This window comes from Leptolyngbya sp. AS-A5 (assembly GCF_039962495.1).
Classification (GTDB): Bacteria; Cyanobacteriota; Cyanobacteriia; order Leptolyngbyales; family Leptolyngbyaceae; genus Leptolyngbya.
In genome coordinates this window covers 42,535-57,650 of the sequence record NZ_JAMPLL010000014.1, presented here as the reverse complement: position 1 = coordinate 57,650, position 15,116 = coordinate 42,535, and the positions used below count along the sequence as shown (strand labels likewise).

Genomic DNA, 15,116 nt, shown 5'->3' with positions numbered 1-15,116 from the left:
AAGGTATCCTGATTGGGAGATTGCTGTTTTAAGGGTGTTATGCAAGTTCGAGCGGAAAGACTGGAAGATATCGAAGCAGTCCGTCGAGTAAATATTGCTGCGTTTGGGCGATCGGGAGAGGCAGATTTAGTCGATCGATTGCGCCCCATTACCCCAACCCTTTCCCTTGTTGCAGTTGCATCCGATCAAATTGTTGGGCACATCTTCTTTAGTCCAGTCGCGATCGACAACACTGCTCTATTTATTTTCGGACTTGCACCCGTCGCAGTTCTACCCAATTATCAGCGACAAGGCATTGGAACATTGCTGATTCAACAGGGTTTAACGGAGTGCGATCGCTTAGGCTGCAAAGCGGTTGTCGTGCTAGGTCATCCTGAATATTATTCGCGCTTTGGGTTTATTCCAGCTAAGCGTAAGGGATTGAGATGTGAGTACACAGTCCCAGATGAAGCGTTTATGGTGCTGGAGTTAGAAAGCAGTGTGTTAGATAGCTGTGAGGGAATTGTGAGATATCGATCGGAGTTTAATGCTCTGGAATAATGATCTCGATAGGATTCAGTCAGCTTCTCGATAACTCACCATTGGAGTGATACATTCACGCTTGCAAGAATTTAAATTGGGTCAAAGTTCGTATCAGGAGCAATCTAATCATGCTGAGTGGTAGCGATACTATGTTTGACCAAGACTGGTTTGATCGCGGAAAAGAGGACGCTTGGGCGGGTCGATCGAAGAACCCCCCAGAGCATGACCCACAAGCCGCCAGTTTCTACGATCTGGGCTACAGCGAAGGAGAAATCGAACGTCCGCCCGTCAGCCTATCGCCTGATGTCGAAAGCCAACCTTAGAGCGCTTTCGTTGCCTTGAGCATGTGATACACAATCAACAATTGCGTCATGGCTAAGGGATAGCTCTGGATCATCTCGCCCGTGGTTCCCGATACCTTCCCTAATTCAGTATCACCAGTCGGATTGCACACATTCGACAGTGCCGGAAGCTCATCGCAAATAAAGTGCTCTAGATCCACAACCTGATCTTTTGTTGCGTGTCCGTCAATCTCCAACACATCGACAGGTTTACTCATATCGCGATCGAGTCCCAATCGAATCGCCGATCGTGTGGGTGCGTCATCCCCAACCACTCGCGTCAGCTCCGGATGCGGAATCGTAGGACGTAGCACCAATTTCACATTTAAGTGACCATTCACATTCGGAGACGGCTCCGGTGGACAAAAACTGACGACCATATCCGCCCAAGCCCGTTGCGGACGAATATACTCGGCTGAATCCGGTTCGCGCTTGCGTAACTCTTCTAAAACTTGCTCTTCGGTGTAACCCCGTTTTTGCGTATCGCGTTTAATTTTCCATTGCGCTCTCAGGGATTCTGGCGGCGCAAGGTATACCTTCACGTCATAGCAATCGCGGGCTGTACGAGTCGAATACCCTAGCAAGCCTTCGATAATGATGAAGCGATTCGGCTTGATATAGGTGGGGGCTTCAAACGTTCCAGTCTTGTGGCTGTAATTTGGCTTGAGAATGGGCTGACCCGATCGCAACAGCGCTAAATGCTGCTGCATAATGTCTAGATGATTACAGTCCGGGTGCAGGGCAGTGATGCCAATCTGAGCGCGTTGAGCGCGATCGTACTTGTGATAATCATCGGTGCAAATGATCGTTACGTTCTCTTCACCCAGCACTTGAGCAATTCCACGAGTTAGCGTCGTCTTCCCAGCCGCACTATCGCCAACGATACCAAGAATAATTGGGCGCTGTGACATGATCGCTTCTACACCTTCGAGAATTAGGTTTGACTCTAGAAACATCCTAAGCGGTGAGGGAATCTAGTTTTGCTCAAGAATCATTACGACTCCTCAAAGCGCAAATGGAGCGAACGAAAGCAATGCTGCATATTATATTTCCAATAGCCACTTTGAGCTATCATTGAGTAGAATCTATAACAACCCCGTTAAGATATATTTCGTCTTCTGTCTTTGTATTTAGTATCCTGAAAGCGGCGACTCCTCTTCACCTGAAGTTTTCCTGCCGCAGTCACTACACTCTACACCCTATGAAATTTTCAGTATTCCACACGCCCGAACTCACACCTGGACAAAACGCTGCTGATTGTGCGATCGCGATTGATGTACTGCGAGCAACCAGCACGATCGCGACTGCTCTGTTTGCTGGAGCGGATGCAGTTCATGTTTTCAGCGATATGGAGAAGCTCGTCCAAGAAAGCGAGGCGCTACCCCCGGAGAAGCGTTTACGGGCAGGAGAACGAGGCGGAAGCAAGGTAGAAGGCTGCGATCTCGGTAACTCGCCGCTCGACTGTACGCCCGATTTGATGAGCGGAAAACAACTGTTTATTAGCACCACAAACGGAACTCGCGCCCTCCAGAAAATTCAAGCTTGTCCGACTGTATTGGCAGCGGCATTGGTTAATCGTCACGCTGTCGTGAAATATCTGGTCGAGCATCAACCCGAAACGGTTTGGATCGTCGGGGCTGGCTGGGAAGGATCATTCGCGCTCGAAGATACCGTCTGTGCGGGTGCGATCGTGCAAAGCGTGGCGGATCAACTGGGCTGTCCGCTCGAAGATTTGGTCGGTAATGATGAACTGGTTGGCGCAGTTTCGCTTTACCAACAGTGGCAAGATAACTTGCTGAGCTTGATGTATCACGCAAGCCACGGTAAGCGATTGCTGCGGCTGAACTGCATGGAAGATCTGAAATATTGTTCAACGCTCGATTCGCTCGATGTTTTGCCGATTCAAGCTGAGATTGGAACCTTGGTAAAGCATCAAGCGGTGGTGCGTCCACTGCTTGACCGAACGCTCTCTAATGCTGCTTCGAGATAACTCTTTCAAACATCTCTAAACAACCATTTAGCCCCCCTAAATTCCCGATTTTGCAGGATTTAGGGGGGCTAATTCGTTCACGATCGCGGCAATTTCAAGGGTAAGGGTCTCAAGTTGCAACCTTGGTATCGACATTCAACAGTTCCGCGATCGCTTGATGTTCTGCGGCGGGATGTCTTGGCACTTCATGTCGCGCATCGGTGATCAACCAGTCGAGTGAAGCGGCTTGGACATCGATCGTTGCGCCTGTCTTGTCTACACAGAACCGCCCGAAGACCAGCTTATCGACCAATCGCACTCCTGGCCCTAAACGCGACCATTCAAAAATGACACTGTTATCCACGGTCGCACCGCTACAAATCCAGCAGTTATGTCCAATCATTGCAGGGCCTACAATTTTCGCGCCGTCCTCGATACAAGTCATGCTGCCAATGTAAACCGGGCCTTGAATATCCACTTTGTCCCAATTGACTGACACATTTAGCCCCGTGTAAATTCCCGGAGCCACTTCACGTCCTGGGATCGGAACATTTTTGATTTCGCCTTTGAGAACGCCGCGAATGGCTTGCCAATAATCTGGAACTTTGCCGATATCGACCCATTCAAAATCCATCGGCAATCCATAGAACGGTGCATTCATTTCCACTAGCTTCGGAAATAACTGGCTACCGATATCAAACTCAACACCGGATGGAATGTAGTCTAGAACCTCGGGTTCAAAAATGTAGATCCCGGTATTGATATTCGTGCTTAAGGCTTCTTCAACCGATGGTTTTTCCTGAAATGCCTTGATTCTGCCGTCTTCGTCGGTTACAACTACACCGTAGCTTGGAACTTCTGATCGATCGACCGTTTTCATAATCACCGTCGCGATCGATCCTTTCTCCCGATGCCACTTCACTGCTGCTGTGAGATCCAAATCGATTAGAGCATCGCCACAAAGTACCACAAACGTATCGTCAAAGAAGGGGGAGAAGTCTTGAATGCGCTTCATCCCGCCTGCTGAGCCGACTGCCTCGCCCACAAGATCCCCGTCTACGATCCGACCCTCAAACGAATAGCCAATCTGGACACCGAAACGCTGCCCATCTTTGAAATAGCTTTCGATCTCATTCGCCAAATGGCTCACATTCACCATGATTTCGTCGAAGCCGTGTTGACGTAGCAACTCCAGCAAAAACTCCATCACTGGTTTTTGCAGGATCGGAATCATCGGCTTAGGAATCGTGTACGTAATTGGTCGAACCCGTGTGCCTTTCCCAGCCGCCAGAATCATGGCTTTCATAAATTGTTTGTCTCCAACCCTACGCCGTCAATGTTCATACGATCGCACACTATAACTGGACAATTTCGCGCCAAACTCGCTTCAATCACAAGCCCCTAGAGCGCGATCAAGCTCTAGAAGCCCAAAGATTATGTCAACCCTACCGTATCCCGTTTGATCTTGAATTCGTCTGAAAGTTCAGTTTTTCTCCAAGATGTTCTGAAAGCGCGATCGAGTTCAGAAAACTCTCTTGCATTATCGCCGATCGCTCCAGCGTTCTAACAGTGCAAATGTTTTAGAGCTTTGGTTTTGCGATCAAGTCTGTCACTTTGTGATCGATCAACTTCGCCCGGGTCAATTTGGAATTTGGCATAAGCGCAGACAGCATCGCCATTCTACAGATTATCTTTCGAGTGTTGGCATGTTCGTGTTTATACGGGGGAAAGTTCAAGATCATGCAAAGTTAATACAAAGTTTCTGTAAAGCGCCAGGATTTCGTGAACGATTTGGCTGTTTCAGAAATCGAATCAATCAGCAGTGTAGGAATTACTGAGGCTTAGAATTCGCTCAGGGAAATGGCTCCAAAGACGGAGAAGAAACGCAAGATCTGACCGTGGACATATTCAGTTATGGCACTTGGGCAGTAAACATCAGCGGGGTAAGTCGGTAACTTTAGTTCATAGACATGGTGAGGATGGTATGAACGGTCGGACTTTTTTAGATGGCAAGCAATCGAAACAACGAACTGTGAATGTGGGTCGTGCGAATGCGGTGAGTCGTCGCTCTCTGAAAGCCGATCGCTCATTGCCCAAAAAGTCCACCCGTTCGCAAACGGTCTGGCTTGATCCCGTTGCTCAGGATCGCTTACTGCGCCAGCAATCCCTGACGGATGCGAAACAAGGTCACTATCTCGAAGCGATCGCAGGTTTGACCATTTTGATCGATCGCAATCCTGAAAATGCAACCGACTACAATAATCGCGGGTTGGTGCATTTCCAGTGTGGACATTTGGACGCAGCGATCGAAGACTATAACAAGGCAATTCGCCTCAATTCTAAACTTGCGAGTGCCTACAACAACCGCGCTAATTACTACGCCTCTCAGGGGCTTTTAATCGAAGCGATCACAGATTACGATCGAGCAATTGATTTAGATCCGACCAATATTCGCGCTTGGCTGAATCAGGGAATTACGTTTCGCGATCTCGAACTGTATTCGCAGGCGATCGAGAATTTTGAACAGGCGCTGCAAATTACGCAACTGCTTTCCTCGCCGCTGAATGATCACTCGGTGCTAGAGGCACATCTCTACGGAGCGCGGGGTCGGGCACATCATTTAGCAGGCGACTGGAATTTTGCGATCGCGGATTATTACCGCGCCCTAGAGCGCATCCCGGAAGCTGACATTGCGGAAAAGAGATTGCGGATGCAGGTCAATCGCTGGATGCAGGAATTGACGAATTAGATTCGACTGAATAGCGAAACCATAAATGCGAAGGCAATAAAGACGATCGCAGTTCCAATCAGGTCTGTTTTTCGCCCAGAATCGCGGAAGGCAGGCTGTAGCCAGAAATTCAACCGTTTTGTAATCTGCGGCATCACTGCCCAGGTGAGTAGCGAAGAAATGATGATATTGTTGACCAGCGTAACGACCGCAGGTGACCACGATTGCAGTGATTTTAACCAATCATAGGTCGAAAACAGTTTTATCTGGATCATCACTCCATTTGCGAAACGCTACTTTGTTACCATTAGGAACGATGAATTCTAGAACAACTGTGGAGTAGAAAATGCGATCGTCGTGGTTAGTGCTGAGCATGCGTTTAATGTGAGGATTTGAGTAGTTTTAAGATCGTTTTCAACGGACGGACATTCTGTTTATGAATAATAGTGCAGAAACAACTCAATCTCAGCGTGAAACGACGCAAGCTCAACCAGAAGTTAAAGCGTTCAGTTTAGAACAGCACCAGAAACAGCTACAAACGATCGAATTCCAAACCTACGCAAAATTTGTATAAGCGGGATTGCTAAAGCGATTGCCAACATCAACTTTAAAGTTATCAAGAACTTCATACGAAGCTGAATTATCGAGTGTTGAAATTAGTTCACGCCGATTTGCACAATAGTACAAAGTTTTGGCAATCTCTCTAAAGGTATATTTATTGTCTCAAATTTGCTCATAGCCTGATAAAGCCATTAGACTGATTTTCAGTCTGGTTCTATATTTCTAGATAAAAAACTAGGGTTATTTGCTGCGGAATGATATGAATTTTTATAATTCTGTGATGTCGCCTTCAATTATGAGTGACGGTGTGCATGAGTGATGCTGTTTCGATTCAAGCTTTCGATCATTTAGAACTTTATGTCGGCAATGCAAAACAAGCTGCGATGTTTTACGACCGCGCTTTTGGCTTTCAGTCGATCGCCTATCGAGGACTCGACACTGGAACCCGTGATGTTGCCTCCTATGTCATGCAGCAAGGCGAAATTCGCTTAGTGTTGAGTTCTGCGCTTGATTCAGATCATCCGATCGCGCTTAAAACTGCTAAGCACGGCGATCATGTTGCGATTATTGCGTTGAGGGTGATGGATGTTGATCGAGCTTTTGCAACCAGCATGGCACGGGGCGCTCTGATAGCAGTTCCAGTGACCGAAGAATCAGACGAAATGGGAACTTATCGCTATGCTGCAATTTATGGATATGGCAATACGTTGATTAAGTTTGTGCAACGCGATCGTTACCACGGCGTTTTTGCTCCAGAATTTGTTCCACGTCTAACTCAATCTCATACAGATGCTGGATTAATCAAGATTGATCACATCGTTGGGAACGTTGAGAAAGGACAAATGAATCGCTGGGTAAAATTTTTTGAGAACGTTTTAGGATTAAGTCTATTAATACAGTTTGATGACAAAACGATTACAACCGAGTATTCTGCACTCACTTCCTCTGTAATGCAGAATGCCACAGGTACGATCAAACTTCCCATTAACGAACCTGCGATCAGCAAAGGAAAATCTCAAATTCAAGAATTTCTAGAATACAATCACGGCGCGGGAGTTCAGCATGTCGCTTATCTCACTCACAGCATTGTTGATACGGTGACGAAGCTGAAAAATCTAGGAATTGAGTTTCTCAGCGTTCCCCGATCGTACTATGCAGATTTAGAAGCGCGAATTGGCAAGATTGATCAATCGATCGACCAATTAGCCGAACTGGGAATTTTAGTCGATCGCGATCGTGAAGGCTATTTGCTGCAAATTTTCACCCGCCCTGTGCAAGATCGCCCGACCTTATTTTTTGAAATCATCGAACGGCACGGAGCGCAAGGGTTCGGGGAAGGAAATTTCAAATCGTTGTTTGAAGCGATCGAACGGGAACAAGCCTTACGCGGAAATCTTTAGAAACTGCGATCGGTGGGTGTTTCGTCGATTGTATTCTCTAAACTAGATCCCAGTGATTGAGAGCTACCAGCATGACCGATACGACACTTTCCTACGACGTAGAACAAGCGGTAAGAGAGCGCTATGCAGCAGGCGCACAGCAACCTCAAGCCTCGCTTTGCTGCCCAACGGATGGTTACGATCAGCGCTACTTAGAAATTCTGCCGCAAGAAATCATCGAGAAAGACTATGGCTGTGGCGATCCCACTCGCTACGTAAACTCCGGCGAAACGGTCGTTGATCTGGGTTCTGGAGCCGGAAAAAACTGCTACATTTTGGCACAAAAAGTCGGCGCAGCCGGAAAAATCATCGGTGTGGATATGAACGATGAAATGCTCAGCTTGTCACGCAAATATATTGCACCAATAAGCGAGAAGCTAGGCTATGAGAATGTCGCATTTGTGAAAGGCAAAATTCAAGACCTAGCGCTGAATCTAGACCTGGTACAACAGTGGTTAGAACAGCATCCAATCCATTCTGTAGAGCAGGTTGCGGCGTTTGAGACAGAGTGCGATCGCTTACGTCAAACTCAACCCTTAATTGCAACAGATAGCGTTGACGTTGTAATTTCCAATTGTGTTCTCAATCTTGTTCGTCCTCAAGATAAAAAACAATTGTTTCAAGAGATTTTTCGTGTTCTCAAACGTGGTGGACGCGTTGTAATCTCAGATATTGTTTGTGATGAAGCTCCGACCGAGAAGATTTTGAACGATCCGGAACTGTGGAGCGGCTGTATTGCGGGTGCATTCCGTGAAAATGAGTTTCTCGAAATGTTTGAGCAGGCGGGATTTTATGGAATCGAAATTCTGGCGCGTCAGACTGAGCCGTGGCAGGTCATTGATGGCGTGGAGTTCCGATCGCTCACCGTTCAAGCGTTCAAGGGGAAACAAGGCGAATGTTGGGAGCGCAATCAAGCTGTAATTTATCGCGGCCCTTGGAAGTCGGTGCAAGATGACGACGGACACACCCTCTATCGGGGTGAACGCATGGCAGTGTGCGATAAAACGTTTCAAATCTACACCAATTCCAAGGGTGCTTATCATTCTGATATCATTCCGATTCCGCCGCGTGATTCAGTTTCATTCGAGGTAGCAAAACCATTTGATTGCTCTAGCGATACCTTTCGTGATCCGCGTGTGACTAAAGGTGCAGATTATCGCGAAACGATCGACCAATCCAATGGCGACTGTAGCTCTTCAAGCTGCTGCTAATCTTGTTCAAATACCTTCCCCAACGCGGCAGGTGGCGTACTCCGAATCAGTTCTGAGGCCGTGTTGTCGATCGGGGAAGGTAATAGTTTTAGCAATCGCTCTAACCAATCGCTCGAAGTTAAAACCAACAATAGAATCATCAATAGAAATGGTGCAACGGTAAACACTTGAGTCGGAACATCTGGAATCGTACTTTGAGCCACGCCCGCTAGCGATTGCAAAATGCCAAATAAATAACAGCTAATTGCAACTCTGAGCGGATTCCAGCCGCCAAAAATGACGATCGCTAACGCAATCCATCCATATCCGGCTGTATGCAACTGACTCCATCCCGCCTTAAAATTTAGCGAGAATGCTGCCCCAGCCATTCCCATCATTGCGCCCCCGATCAGCGTGTAAATATAGCGCATTAAAACGACATTCGTTCCTCTCGCAAATGCCGCATTCGGTTGTTCTCCGATCGCTCTTAACATCAATCCAGCGCGAGTCCGGTAAAAATAAATCCAAACGAGCGCGATCGCCAAATAGCTGAGATAAACGAGCAAATCACTCTGAAAAAACAACTGCCCCATCAATGGGATGTCCTGCAATAGCGGCAACCGAAAACTCGGAACCGTTGGCCCCGGAATTCGCACAAATGGATTTCCAAGAAACGACGACAAACTTGCACCCAACAGCGTCAACACAAACCCGATCGCCACTTGAGACTGTTTCAGGGTCAGCGATCCAAATGCCACAATCAGCGCGATCGCCGCTCCGACCAATCCCGCTCCCACAAATCCGATAATTAAGCTTGGAACCGTTCCGGTCGCTTCGAGCGTTTTCGCGATCGCAAATCCCGTCATCGCACCCATCAAGATTGTGCCTTCTGCCGAGAGGTTAATTACTCCCGCTCGCTCTCCGATCGTTTCTCCGAGCGTAGCAAAGACTAAAGGCGTTGAAGTGGCGATCGCTGTTGCAAAAATGGGAATCAGTTGAGCCGCATCCATAATCAAAAAAGCTTTGAAACCGCGTAGATTTGCTTACTCTATCAAATGCCACCCGTCGGCAAGGTAAAAAATTTAGCTTCTTTTCAGACTTAACTAAATTGTACTTTTTCGTAGATATCGGCGATTAACAATGTGGCTTCAACCGGTAGCTCCGCTCCCCGTAGGGTTCGCAGTTGGATTTCAGTATCTTGATCGTCAAATTGATCAATCTGCCAGTGTTTCGGTTGCGTTTTGTAGAAGTGATCGATCGCAATCTGATTCTGATCAATCAGAAGATACTCTTGAAATGATGAAATCGATTGATACAGCTTGAGTCTATCTTCTCGATCGAACTCTTCCATCGAATCTGAGAGTACCTCAATAACGACTTGTGGATTTGTCACAGTTGTTTTGCGATTTAGATAATATTCAGGCTCTCCAGCAATCACCATAAGATCGGGATAGCGAAGCTTTTGGGAATTTGGAATCCAAACCTTCACATCTGAAATGAAAACTTCAAAGTTCTGTCCTTTCAATCCAATGGTTAGGGCAGTACACAAATTTCGGCAGATTCTATTATGATTTGTCGTTCCGCCTGTCATTGTGGTAATCACTCCGTTATCGTATTCACTTCTAAATTCAGTAGTTGCTTCTAAATCTAAGTATTCTTCTGGTGTGTAGAGGCGCTGTTCTTGTGCAATAGCTCAATTCATTAAAAATTCTCCCATTCATGCTTAAAGAGAATGCCTGCCAAACAGCTTGAATTCCTTCAAACTATCGAGCAGGCATCAAATTTTGATTCAGATTGATTTAGAACAATCCGAGGGTCAGACCTTGGCTTACCGGGAAGATTGCGCCAATTCCGAGCCACATCGTTACGAAGGTTCCAAACAGAAATACCGCCATCGCAACCGGACGACGGAAGGGATTTTGGAACTTGTTCACGTTTTCGATAAACGGAACGGCGATCAAGCCTAGAGGTACAGAACCCATCAACACGACACCCAAGAGTTTGTTCGGCACCAGGCGCAGAATGTTGAATACGGGGTACAGATACCACTCAGGTAGAATTTCGAGCGGCGTTGCAAATGGATTTGCAGGCTCACCGTTCATAGCAGGGTCAAGCACTGCCAAACCGACGCAAAGCGCGATCGTGCCTAAAATCACGACCGGGAAAATATACAACAAATCGTTGGGCCAAGCAGGTTCACCATAGTAGTTGTGACCCATACCTTTCGCCAACTTCGCACGCAATTGAGGATCGCTAAGATCCGGCTTTTTAATCGTTGCCATTTAACAAAGGCTCTCCTTAACTCTAGAGATCAGCAAAACACTTTTGAATTCGAGACTTTAAGCTTATCTTAAGCGCAATTCTAAAGTCCCGAATCCAAAAAATTCTTACAACGGGCCTGAAATTCCTTGCTTTCGGATCATCAGGAAGTGCGCCAACATAAAGACGGCGATCAACCAAGGTAAGACAAAGGTGTGAGCGCTGTAGTAGCGAGTTAAGGTCGATTGACCGACGCTTGCACCACCCCGCAGCAAATCTGCAATCAGGGTTCCAACAACGGGAATCGCTTCAGGCACACCTGACACGATTTTCACCGCCCAGTAGCCAACTTGATCCCAAGGCAGCGAGTAGCCCGTCACACCGAAGGAAACGGTAATAACTGCAAGAACGACACCCGTTACCCAGGTCAGCTCACGCGGCTTTTTGAAGCCACCGGTGAGGTATACGCGGAACACGTGCAGAATCATCATCAACACCATCATGCTGGCAGACCAGCGGTGGACGGAGCGAATCAGCCAGCCAAAGTTGACTTCGTTCATGATGTACTGAACGGAAGAAAATGCTTCGGCAACGGTTGGCTTGTAGTAGAAAGTCATTGCGAATCCAGTCGCAAACTGGATCAAAAAGCACACCAGCGTAATGCCGCCCAAGCAATAGAAGATGTTGACGTGGGGAGGCACGTACTTGCTGGTTACGTCTTCGGCAAGCGCTCCAATTTCGAGGCGCTCATCGAACCAGTCATACACATTTGCCATAAAGCAAGCGTTCCTAAAGATGATTGCTGTTCATAAAAAATGTAACACATCCATAGTGTGGATTTCTTAGCAAGAAGAGGCAATTTATCAGGGGTTTTGCCGATTTTGTGGCGGTTTGATCCGCGATCGATAAGCTTAAGCCTTTGTAAAGAATAATTTCGTTTCGCAAAACTTTTGTCGGATTTGGCCTTCTCTGGCAAAGTGAATCATACTGGGATTTTGCTCCTTCAAATCGCTGGATTTAGCGCTACTATCGATCGCTATGGAAAAACGATTCATTTGGCTTCGCTCAGTGACAATCATTGGATTGTCGATCGCGGCTGCGCTCTTGTTGATGGCAGCCCCTGCAACAGCGCTGACCGAGGAGCAGAAGTTAATTAACGAAGTGTGGCGAATTATCGATCGAGCGTATGTTGATCCAACGTTCAATCATAAGAATTGGTGGGCGCTACGAGAGAAGTATCTGAAGCAATCGATGCCGAATCGAGAAGCAACGTATGGCGCGATTTCGCAGATGCTGGCGGTGCTGGATGACCCGTTTACCAGGCTATTAAAGCCGGATCAGTATCGCAGCCTGCAAACGAGTACGTCCGGTGAGTTGACGGGTGTTGGATTGCAGATTGCGCTGGATGTTGAAACTAAGCGACTGAAGGTGATTTCGCCGATCGTGGGTTCTCCTGCTGCCAAGTCCGGGCTTCTTGCAGGGGACAAGATTCTAAAAATTGATGATGTGACGACCGAAGGACTGAGCCTTGATGAAGCTGCCGAAAGAATGCGCGGCGTTGTGGGGAGTCATGTCACTTTGACGATCGCTCGCGAGGATGGGGTTGAACGCGAGTTTGATTTGGTGCGCGATCGCATTGAGGTGAATCCAGTAATTGCAGAGTTGCGTCCACAAGCCGATGGATCAAAGATTGGGTATTTGCGATTGAGCCAGTTTAACGCGAACGCAACGATGGAGGTGGCTCATGCGATCGCAAAACTGGAGCGCGATGGAGTCGATCGCTATGTTCTCGATCTGCGAAACAATCCGGGTGGACTGCTGAATGCGGGAATTGAAATTGCGCGATTGTGGCTGAATGAGGGCGAGATCGTTTATACCGTGAATCGCCAAGGGACGATCGGTAGTTTTGAGGCGACGGGCAAAGCCTTAACTCAAGATCCACTGGTCGTGCTCGTCAATCAAGGGACTGCTAGTGCGAGCGAGATTCTGGCGGGAGCGCTGCAAGATAACGGACGGGCGACGATTTTGGGTGAAAAGACCTTTGGGAAGGGCTTGATTCAATCGCTGTTTGATTTATCGGACGGTGCAGGGTTGGCGGTGACGGTTGCGAAATATGAGACACCCAATCATACAGACATTAATCGCTTAGGAATTCAGCCCGATCGCATTGTTCCTTTGGATCAGTCGATGACGATCGAGCAGATTGGAACACCGTTGGATAAGCAGTATCAAGCGGCGATCGATATGTTGTCTGAGACTTCTCTTGTAGCAGGAGCGAAGTGAGCTTTGAGCGCGTCTATCATGATCCGCTACATGGAGCGATCGCGCTGAACTGGAGCGATTCGACTGAGGCGCTTTTGATTCAATTGATTGATACTCCTGCGTTTCAGCGATTGCGGCGGATTCGGCAGTTAGGCCCTGCCAGTTTGACGTTTCATGGGGCAGAAGGGTCAAGATTTACGCATTCATTGGGCGTGATGGCGGTGGCAAGACGGGCGTTTGATCGCATTGCGCGGGATTATCCACAGCTTGCGCCGCATCGAACAGTGTTGCTGTGTGCAGCGTTGCTTCATGATATCGGGCATGGTGCGTTTAGCCATACGGCTGAGGAAATTTTTGGCAGCGATCATGAGGTTTGGACGCGGCGGATTGTGCGGGAGTCGGAGCCGATTCGGGAATTGTTCGATCGTGTTTCACCAGATTTTGTTGATCAAATTGAAGCGGTTTTGCTCAAGAAATATCCGATACCGTTGATTTCGCAATTAGTTTCAAGTCAGCTTGATTGCGATCGAATTGACTATTTGATGCGAGATAGTTACTTTACTGGAGCCTCTTACGGGCGGATTGATGTCGATCGAATTCTGATGGCGTTGCGATACGATCCGGTGACGCAGCAATTAGTGGTTGCGCGTAAGGGAATGGCAGCGATCGAGCATTATTTGATCGTGCGTTATTTTATGTATGCTCAGGTGTATAACCATCGTAAAAATGTGGCTGCAACTTGGGTATTGTTGAAGGTGTTTGAGCAGGCAAGATATCAATTCAAACTTGGTAACTTGAATGCGGATCAGAACGTAAAAGCTTGGCTAAATCAAGAGTGTAATCAAATTGGGTTAGCGCAGTATTTAGCGACGGATGATGGAACGTTTATCTATCATTTGCAACAGTGGCAAACGCACGAGGATGCGATTTTGTCGGATTTGTCTCGACGGTTTCTTAACCGGGATTTGCTGAAGGCTTTGGATATTTCGCAGTTGGAGGAGAGCGATCGAGCGTTATTGCTAGAAAAGGCGCAATATTGGACAGATCAGGCGGGATTTAATTCGTCAGTCTATTGCGGTTTAAGAATTGCTGTGAAGCGGGGATATACGCTGTACGATCGTGGAATTAATATTCAAACAACGGCTGGATTGCGAGAAATTGGAGAGCTTTCGGCGCTGGTGCAAACGTTGACTCAGCCGATTCAAAACGTTTGGTTGATTTATCTGCGTGAGATTGATACAAAAGTCAAAAACTTTGTGGAGAAAACGAGTTTGTCACTTTGATTAAGATATTGATCGCTCTACTATTGATCGAATCTTACTCACCCACTCCTGATATTCCGTTTCACTCAGCACCGGGATTGTCTGATCAACCGCAAGATCTTCAATTTCAATCCACGATCGACATCCACCATAAGCTTCTTGATATGCAATCTTTTGCGGTTGCGGCAAGCGAAACACTCGCAGCAACAGTAAATACAACGGCGATCGCGGCTTCCACTTCAATCGCTCTTCGACAAATCGATCGTTCCAAATGTGAAACGGCAGCAACGATCGCACCACATCCGCATCACTCACTTGAAGCACATCAGTAATGTCGGCGATCGAACTTATCTCAATCGTTTCGGGATGCCAACCGGATTCAACACGATCGACTAAATTCGGTTGCTTGAGTAAGGCAGGGTCTTGATGCTCGTAGGTTGGATATAGTAACACTCGACGAAATGGCACCTCAAATCGTCCCTTCTCCTCGCGAATCCCACCTTTGCGAAGCAGCAAAATCGTTTCTCCCTGCTCCAAAGCTTTGATTGCGATCGACCATTCCTTCAGTGCCTGCTTCATAACG

17 protein-coding genes are annotated in these 15,116 nt (G+C 47.4%); 9 read left to right on the top strand and 8 right to left on the bottom strand.

Annotated features, from left to right (window positions below):
* Positions 1 to 39: 39 nt before the first annotated feature.
* Together NC980_RS16405 and NC980_RS16400 are read left to right on the top strand one after the other, a co-directional pair.
* A complete protein-coding gene (locus NC980_RS16405) occupies positions 40 to 540 on the top strand; it encodes an N-acetyltransferase (RefSeq protein WP_190377493.1) in 501 nt (166 codons plus the stop codon).
* Positions 541 to 650: 110 nt separating this feature from the next.
* A complete protein-coding gene (locus tag NC980_RS16400) occupies positions 651 to 845 on the top strand; it encodes a hypothetical protein (RefSeq protein WP_190377492.1) in 195 nt (64 codons plus the stop codon).
* On the opposite strand, the gene NC980_RS16395 is transcribed toward NC980_RS16400, so the two are convergent.
* Complete coding sequence (locus NC980_RS16395) at positions 842 to 1,774, bottom strand: phosphoribulokinase (protein WP_190377491.1); 933 nt, start codon at positions 1,772 to 1,774, stop codon at positions 842 to 844. The two genes, NC980_RS16400 and NC980_RS16395, sit on opposite strands and share 4 nt — an antisense overlap.
* A gap of 290 nt (positions 1,775 to 2,064) precedes the next feature.
* Here NC980_RS16395 and NC980_RS16390 point away from each other — a divergent pair, with 290 nt between their 5' ends.
* Entirely contained in the window at positions 2,065 to 2,853 is a 789-nt protein-coding gene (locus NC980_RS16390; protein WP_190377490.1) for a 2-phosphosulfolactate phosphatase family protein, read from the top strand.
* A 109-nt stretch (positions 2,854 to 2,962) separates the two neighbouring features.
* Here the strand turns inward: NC980_RS16390 and NC980_RS16385 are convergent, their stop codons facing one another.
* Entirely contained in the window at positions 2,963 to 4,138 is a 1,176-nt protein-coding gene (locus tag NC980_RS16385) for an NDP-sugar synthase (protein WP_190377489.1), read from the bottom strand.
* Between the two features lie 678 nt (positions 4,139 to 4,816).
* On the opposite strand from NC980_RS16385, the gene NC980_RS16380 reads away from it, so the two are divergent.
* A complete protein-coding gene (locus NC980_RS16380; RefSeq protein WP_190377488.1) occupies positions 4,817 to 5,581 on the top strand; it encodes a tetratricopeptide repeat protein in 765 nt (254 codons plus the stop codon).
* Here NC980_RS16380 and NC980_RS16375 read toward each other — a convergent pair.
* Positions 5,578 to 5,835 carry a hypothetical protein gene (locus NC980_RS16375; RefSeq protein WP_190377487.1) on the bottom strand — a complete coding sequence of 86 codons (258 nt, stop codon included), beginning with the start codon at positions 5,833 to 5,835 and terminating at the stop codon, positions 5,578 to 5,580. The two genes, NC980_RS16380 and NC980_RS16375, sit on opposite strands and share 4 nt — an antisense overlap.
* A 161-nt stretch (positions 5,836 to 5,996) precedes the next feature.
* On the opposite strand from NC980_RS16375, the gene NC980_RS16370 reads away from it, so the two are divergent.
* From NC980_RS16370 to NC980_RS16360, 3 genes are all read left to right on the top strand, one after another.
* Positions 5,997 to 6,134: a hypothetical protein gene (locus tag NC980_RS16370; RefSeq protein ID WP_190377486.1), complete on the top strand. Its 138-nt coding sequence runs from the start codon at positions 5,997 to 5,999 to the stop codon at positions 6,132 to 6,134.
* 298 nt (positions 6,135 to 6,432) lie between these two features.
* Positions 6,433 to 7,521, top strand: a complete 1,089-nt coding sequence (gene hppD / locus NC980_RS16365) for a 4-hydroxyphenylpyruvate dioxygenase (protein WP_190377485.1) — start codon at positions 6,433 to 6,435, stop codon at positions 7,519 to 7,521.
* A 71-nt stretch (positions 7,522 to 7,592) separates the two neighbouring features.
* Positions 7,593 to 8,771: a methyltransferase domain-containing protein gene (locus NC980_RS16360; RefSeq protein WP_190377484.1), complete on the top strand. Its 1,179-nt coding sequence runs from the start codon at positions 7,593 to 7,595 to the stop codon at positions 8,769 to 8,771.
* Here the strand turns inward: NC980_RS16360 and NC980_RS16355 are convergent.
* The 4 genes from NC980_RS16355 to petB all read right to left on the bottom strand — a co-directional run bounded on the left by NC980_RS16355 (position 8,768) and on the right by petB (position 11,785).
* Positions 8,768 to 9,760, bottom strand: a complete 993-nt coding sequence (locus NC980_RS16355; RefSeq protein ID WP_190377483.1) for an ABC transporter permease — start codon at positions 9,758 to 9,760, stop codon at positions 8,768 to 8,770. The genes NC980_RS16360 and NC980_RS16355 overlap by 4 nt on opposite strands.
* Positions 9,761 to 9,849: 89 nt before the next feature.
* Positions 9,850 to 10,440, bottom strand: a complete 591-nt coding sequence (locus tag NC980_RS16350; RefSeq protein WP_190377561.1) for a Uma2 family endonuclease — start codon at positions 10,438 to 10,440, stop codon at positions 9,850 to 9,852.
* A 109-nt stretch (positions 10,441 to 10,549) separates the two neighbouring features.
* On the bottom strand, positions 10,550 to 11,032 hold the full coding sequence (gene petD / locus NC980_RS16345; RefSeq protein ID WP_190377482.1) for a cytochrome b6-f complex subunit IV: 483 nt from the start codon (positions 11,030 to 11,032) through the stop codon (positions 10,550 to 10,552).
* Between the two features lie 105 nt (positions 11,033 to 11,137).
* Positions 11,138 to 11,785, bottom strand: a complete 648-nt coding sequence (petB, locus tag NC980_RS16340; protein WP_190377481.1) for a cytochrome b6 — start codon at positions 11,783 to 11,785, stop codon at positions 11,138 to 11,140.
* Between the two features lie 262 nt (positions 11,786 to 12,047).
* On the opposite strand from petB, the gene ctpA reads away from it, so the two are divergent.
* Positions 12,048 to 13,292 carry a carboxyl-terminal processing protease CtpA gene (ctpA, locus tag NC980_RS16335; RefSeq protein WP_190377480.1) on the top strand — a complete coding sequence of 415 codons (1,245 nt, stop codon included), beginning with the start codon at positions 12,048 to 12,050 and terminating at the stop codon, positions 13,290 to 13,292.
* Entirely contained in the window at positions 13,289 to 14,554 is a 1,266-nt protein-coding gene (locus NC980_RS16330; RefSeq protein WP_190377479.1) for an HD domain-containing protein, read from the top strand. The genes ctpA and NC980_RS16330 overlap by 4 nt, the downstream gene beginning before the upstream one ends.
* Here NC980_RS16330 and NC980_RS16325 read toward each other — a convergent pair whose 3' ends face one another.
* Positions 14,555 to 15,112: a DUF1802 family protein gene (locus NC980_RS16325; RefSeq protein WP_190377478.1), complete on the bottom strand. Its 558-nt coding sequence runs from the start codon at positions 15,110 to 15,112 to the stop codon at positions 14,555 to 14,557.
* Positions 15,113 to 15,116: the final 4 nt, after the last annotated feature.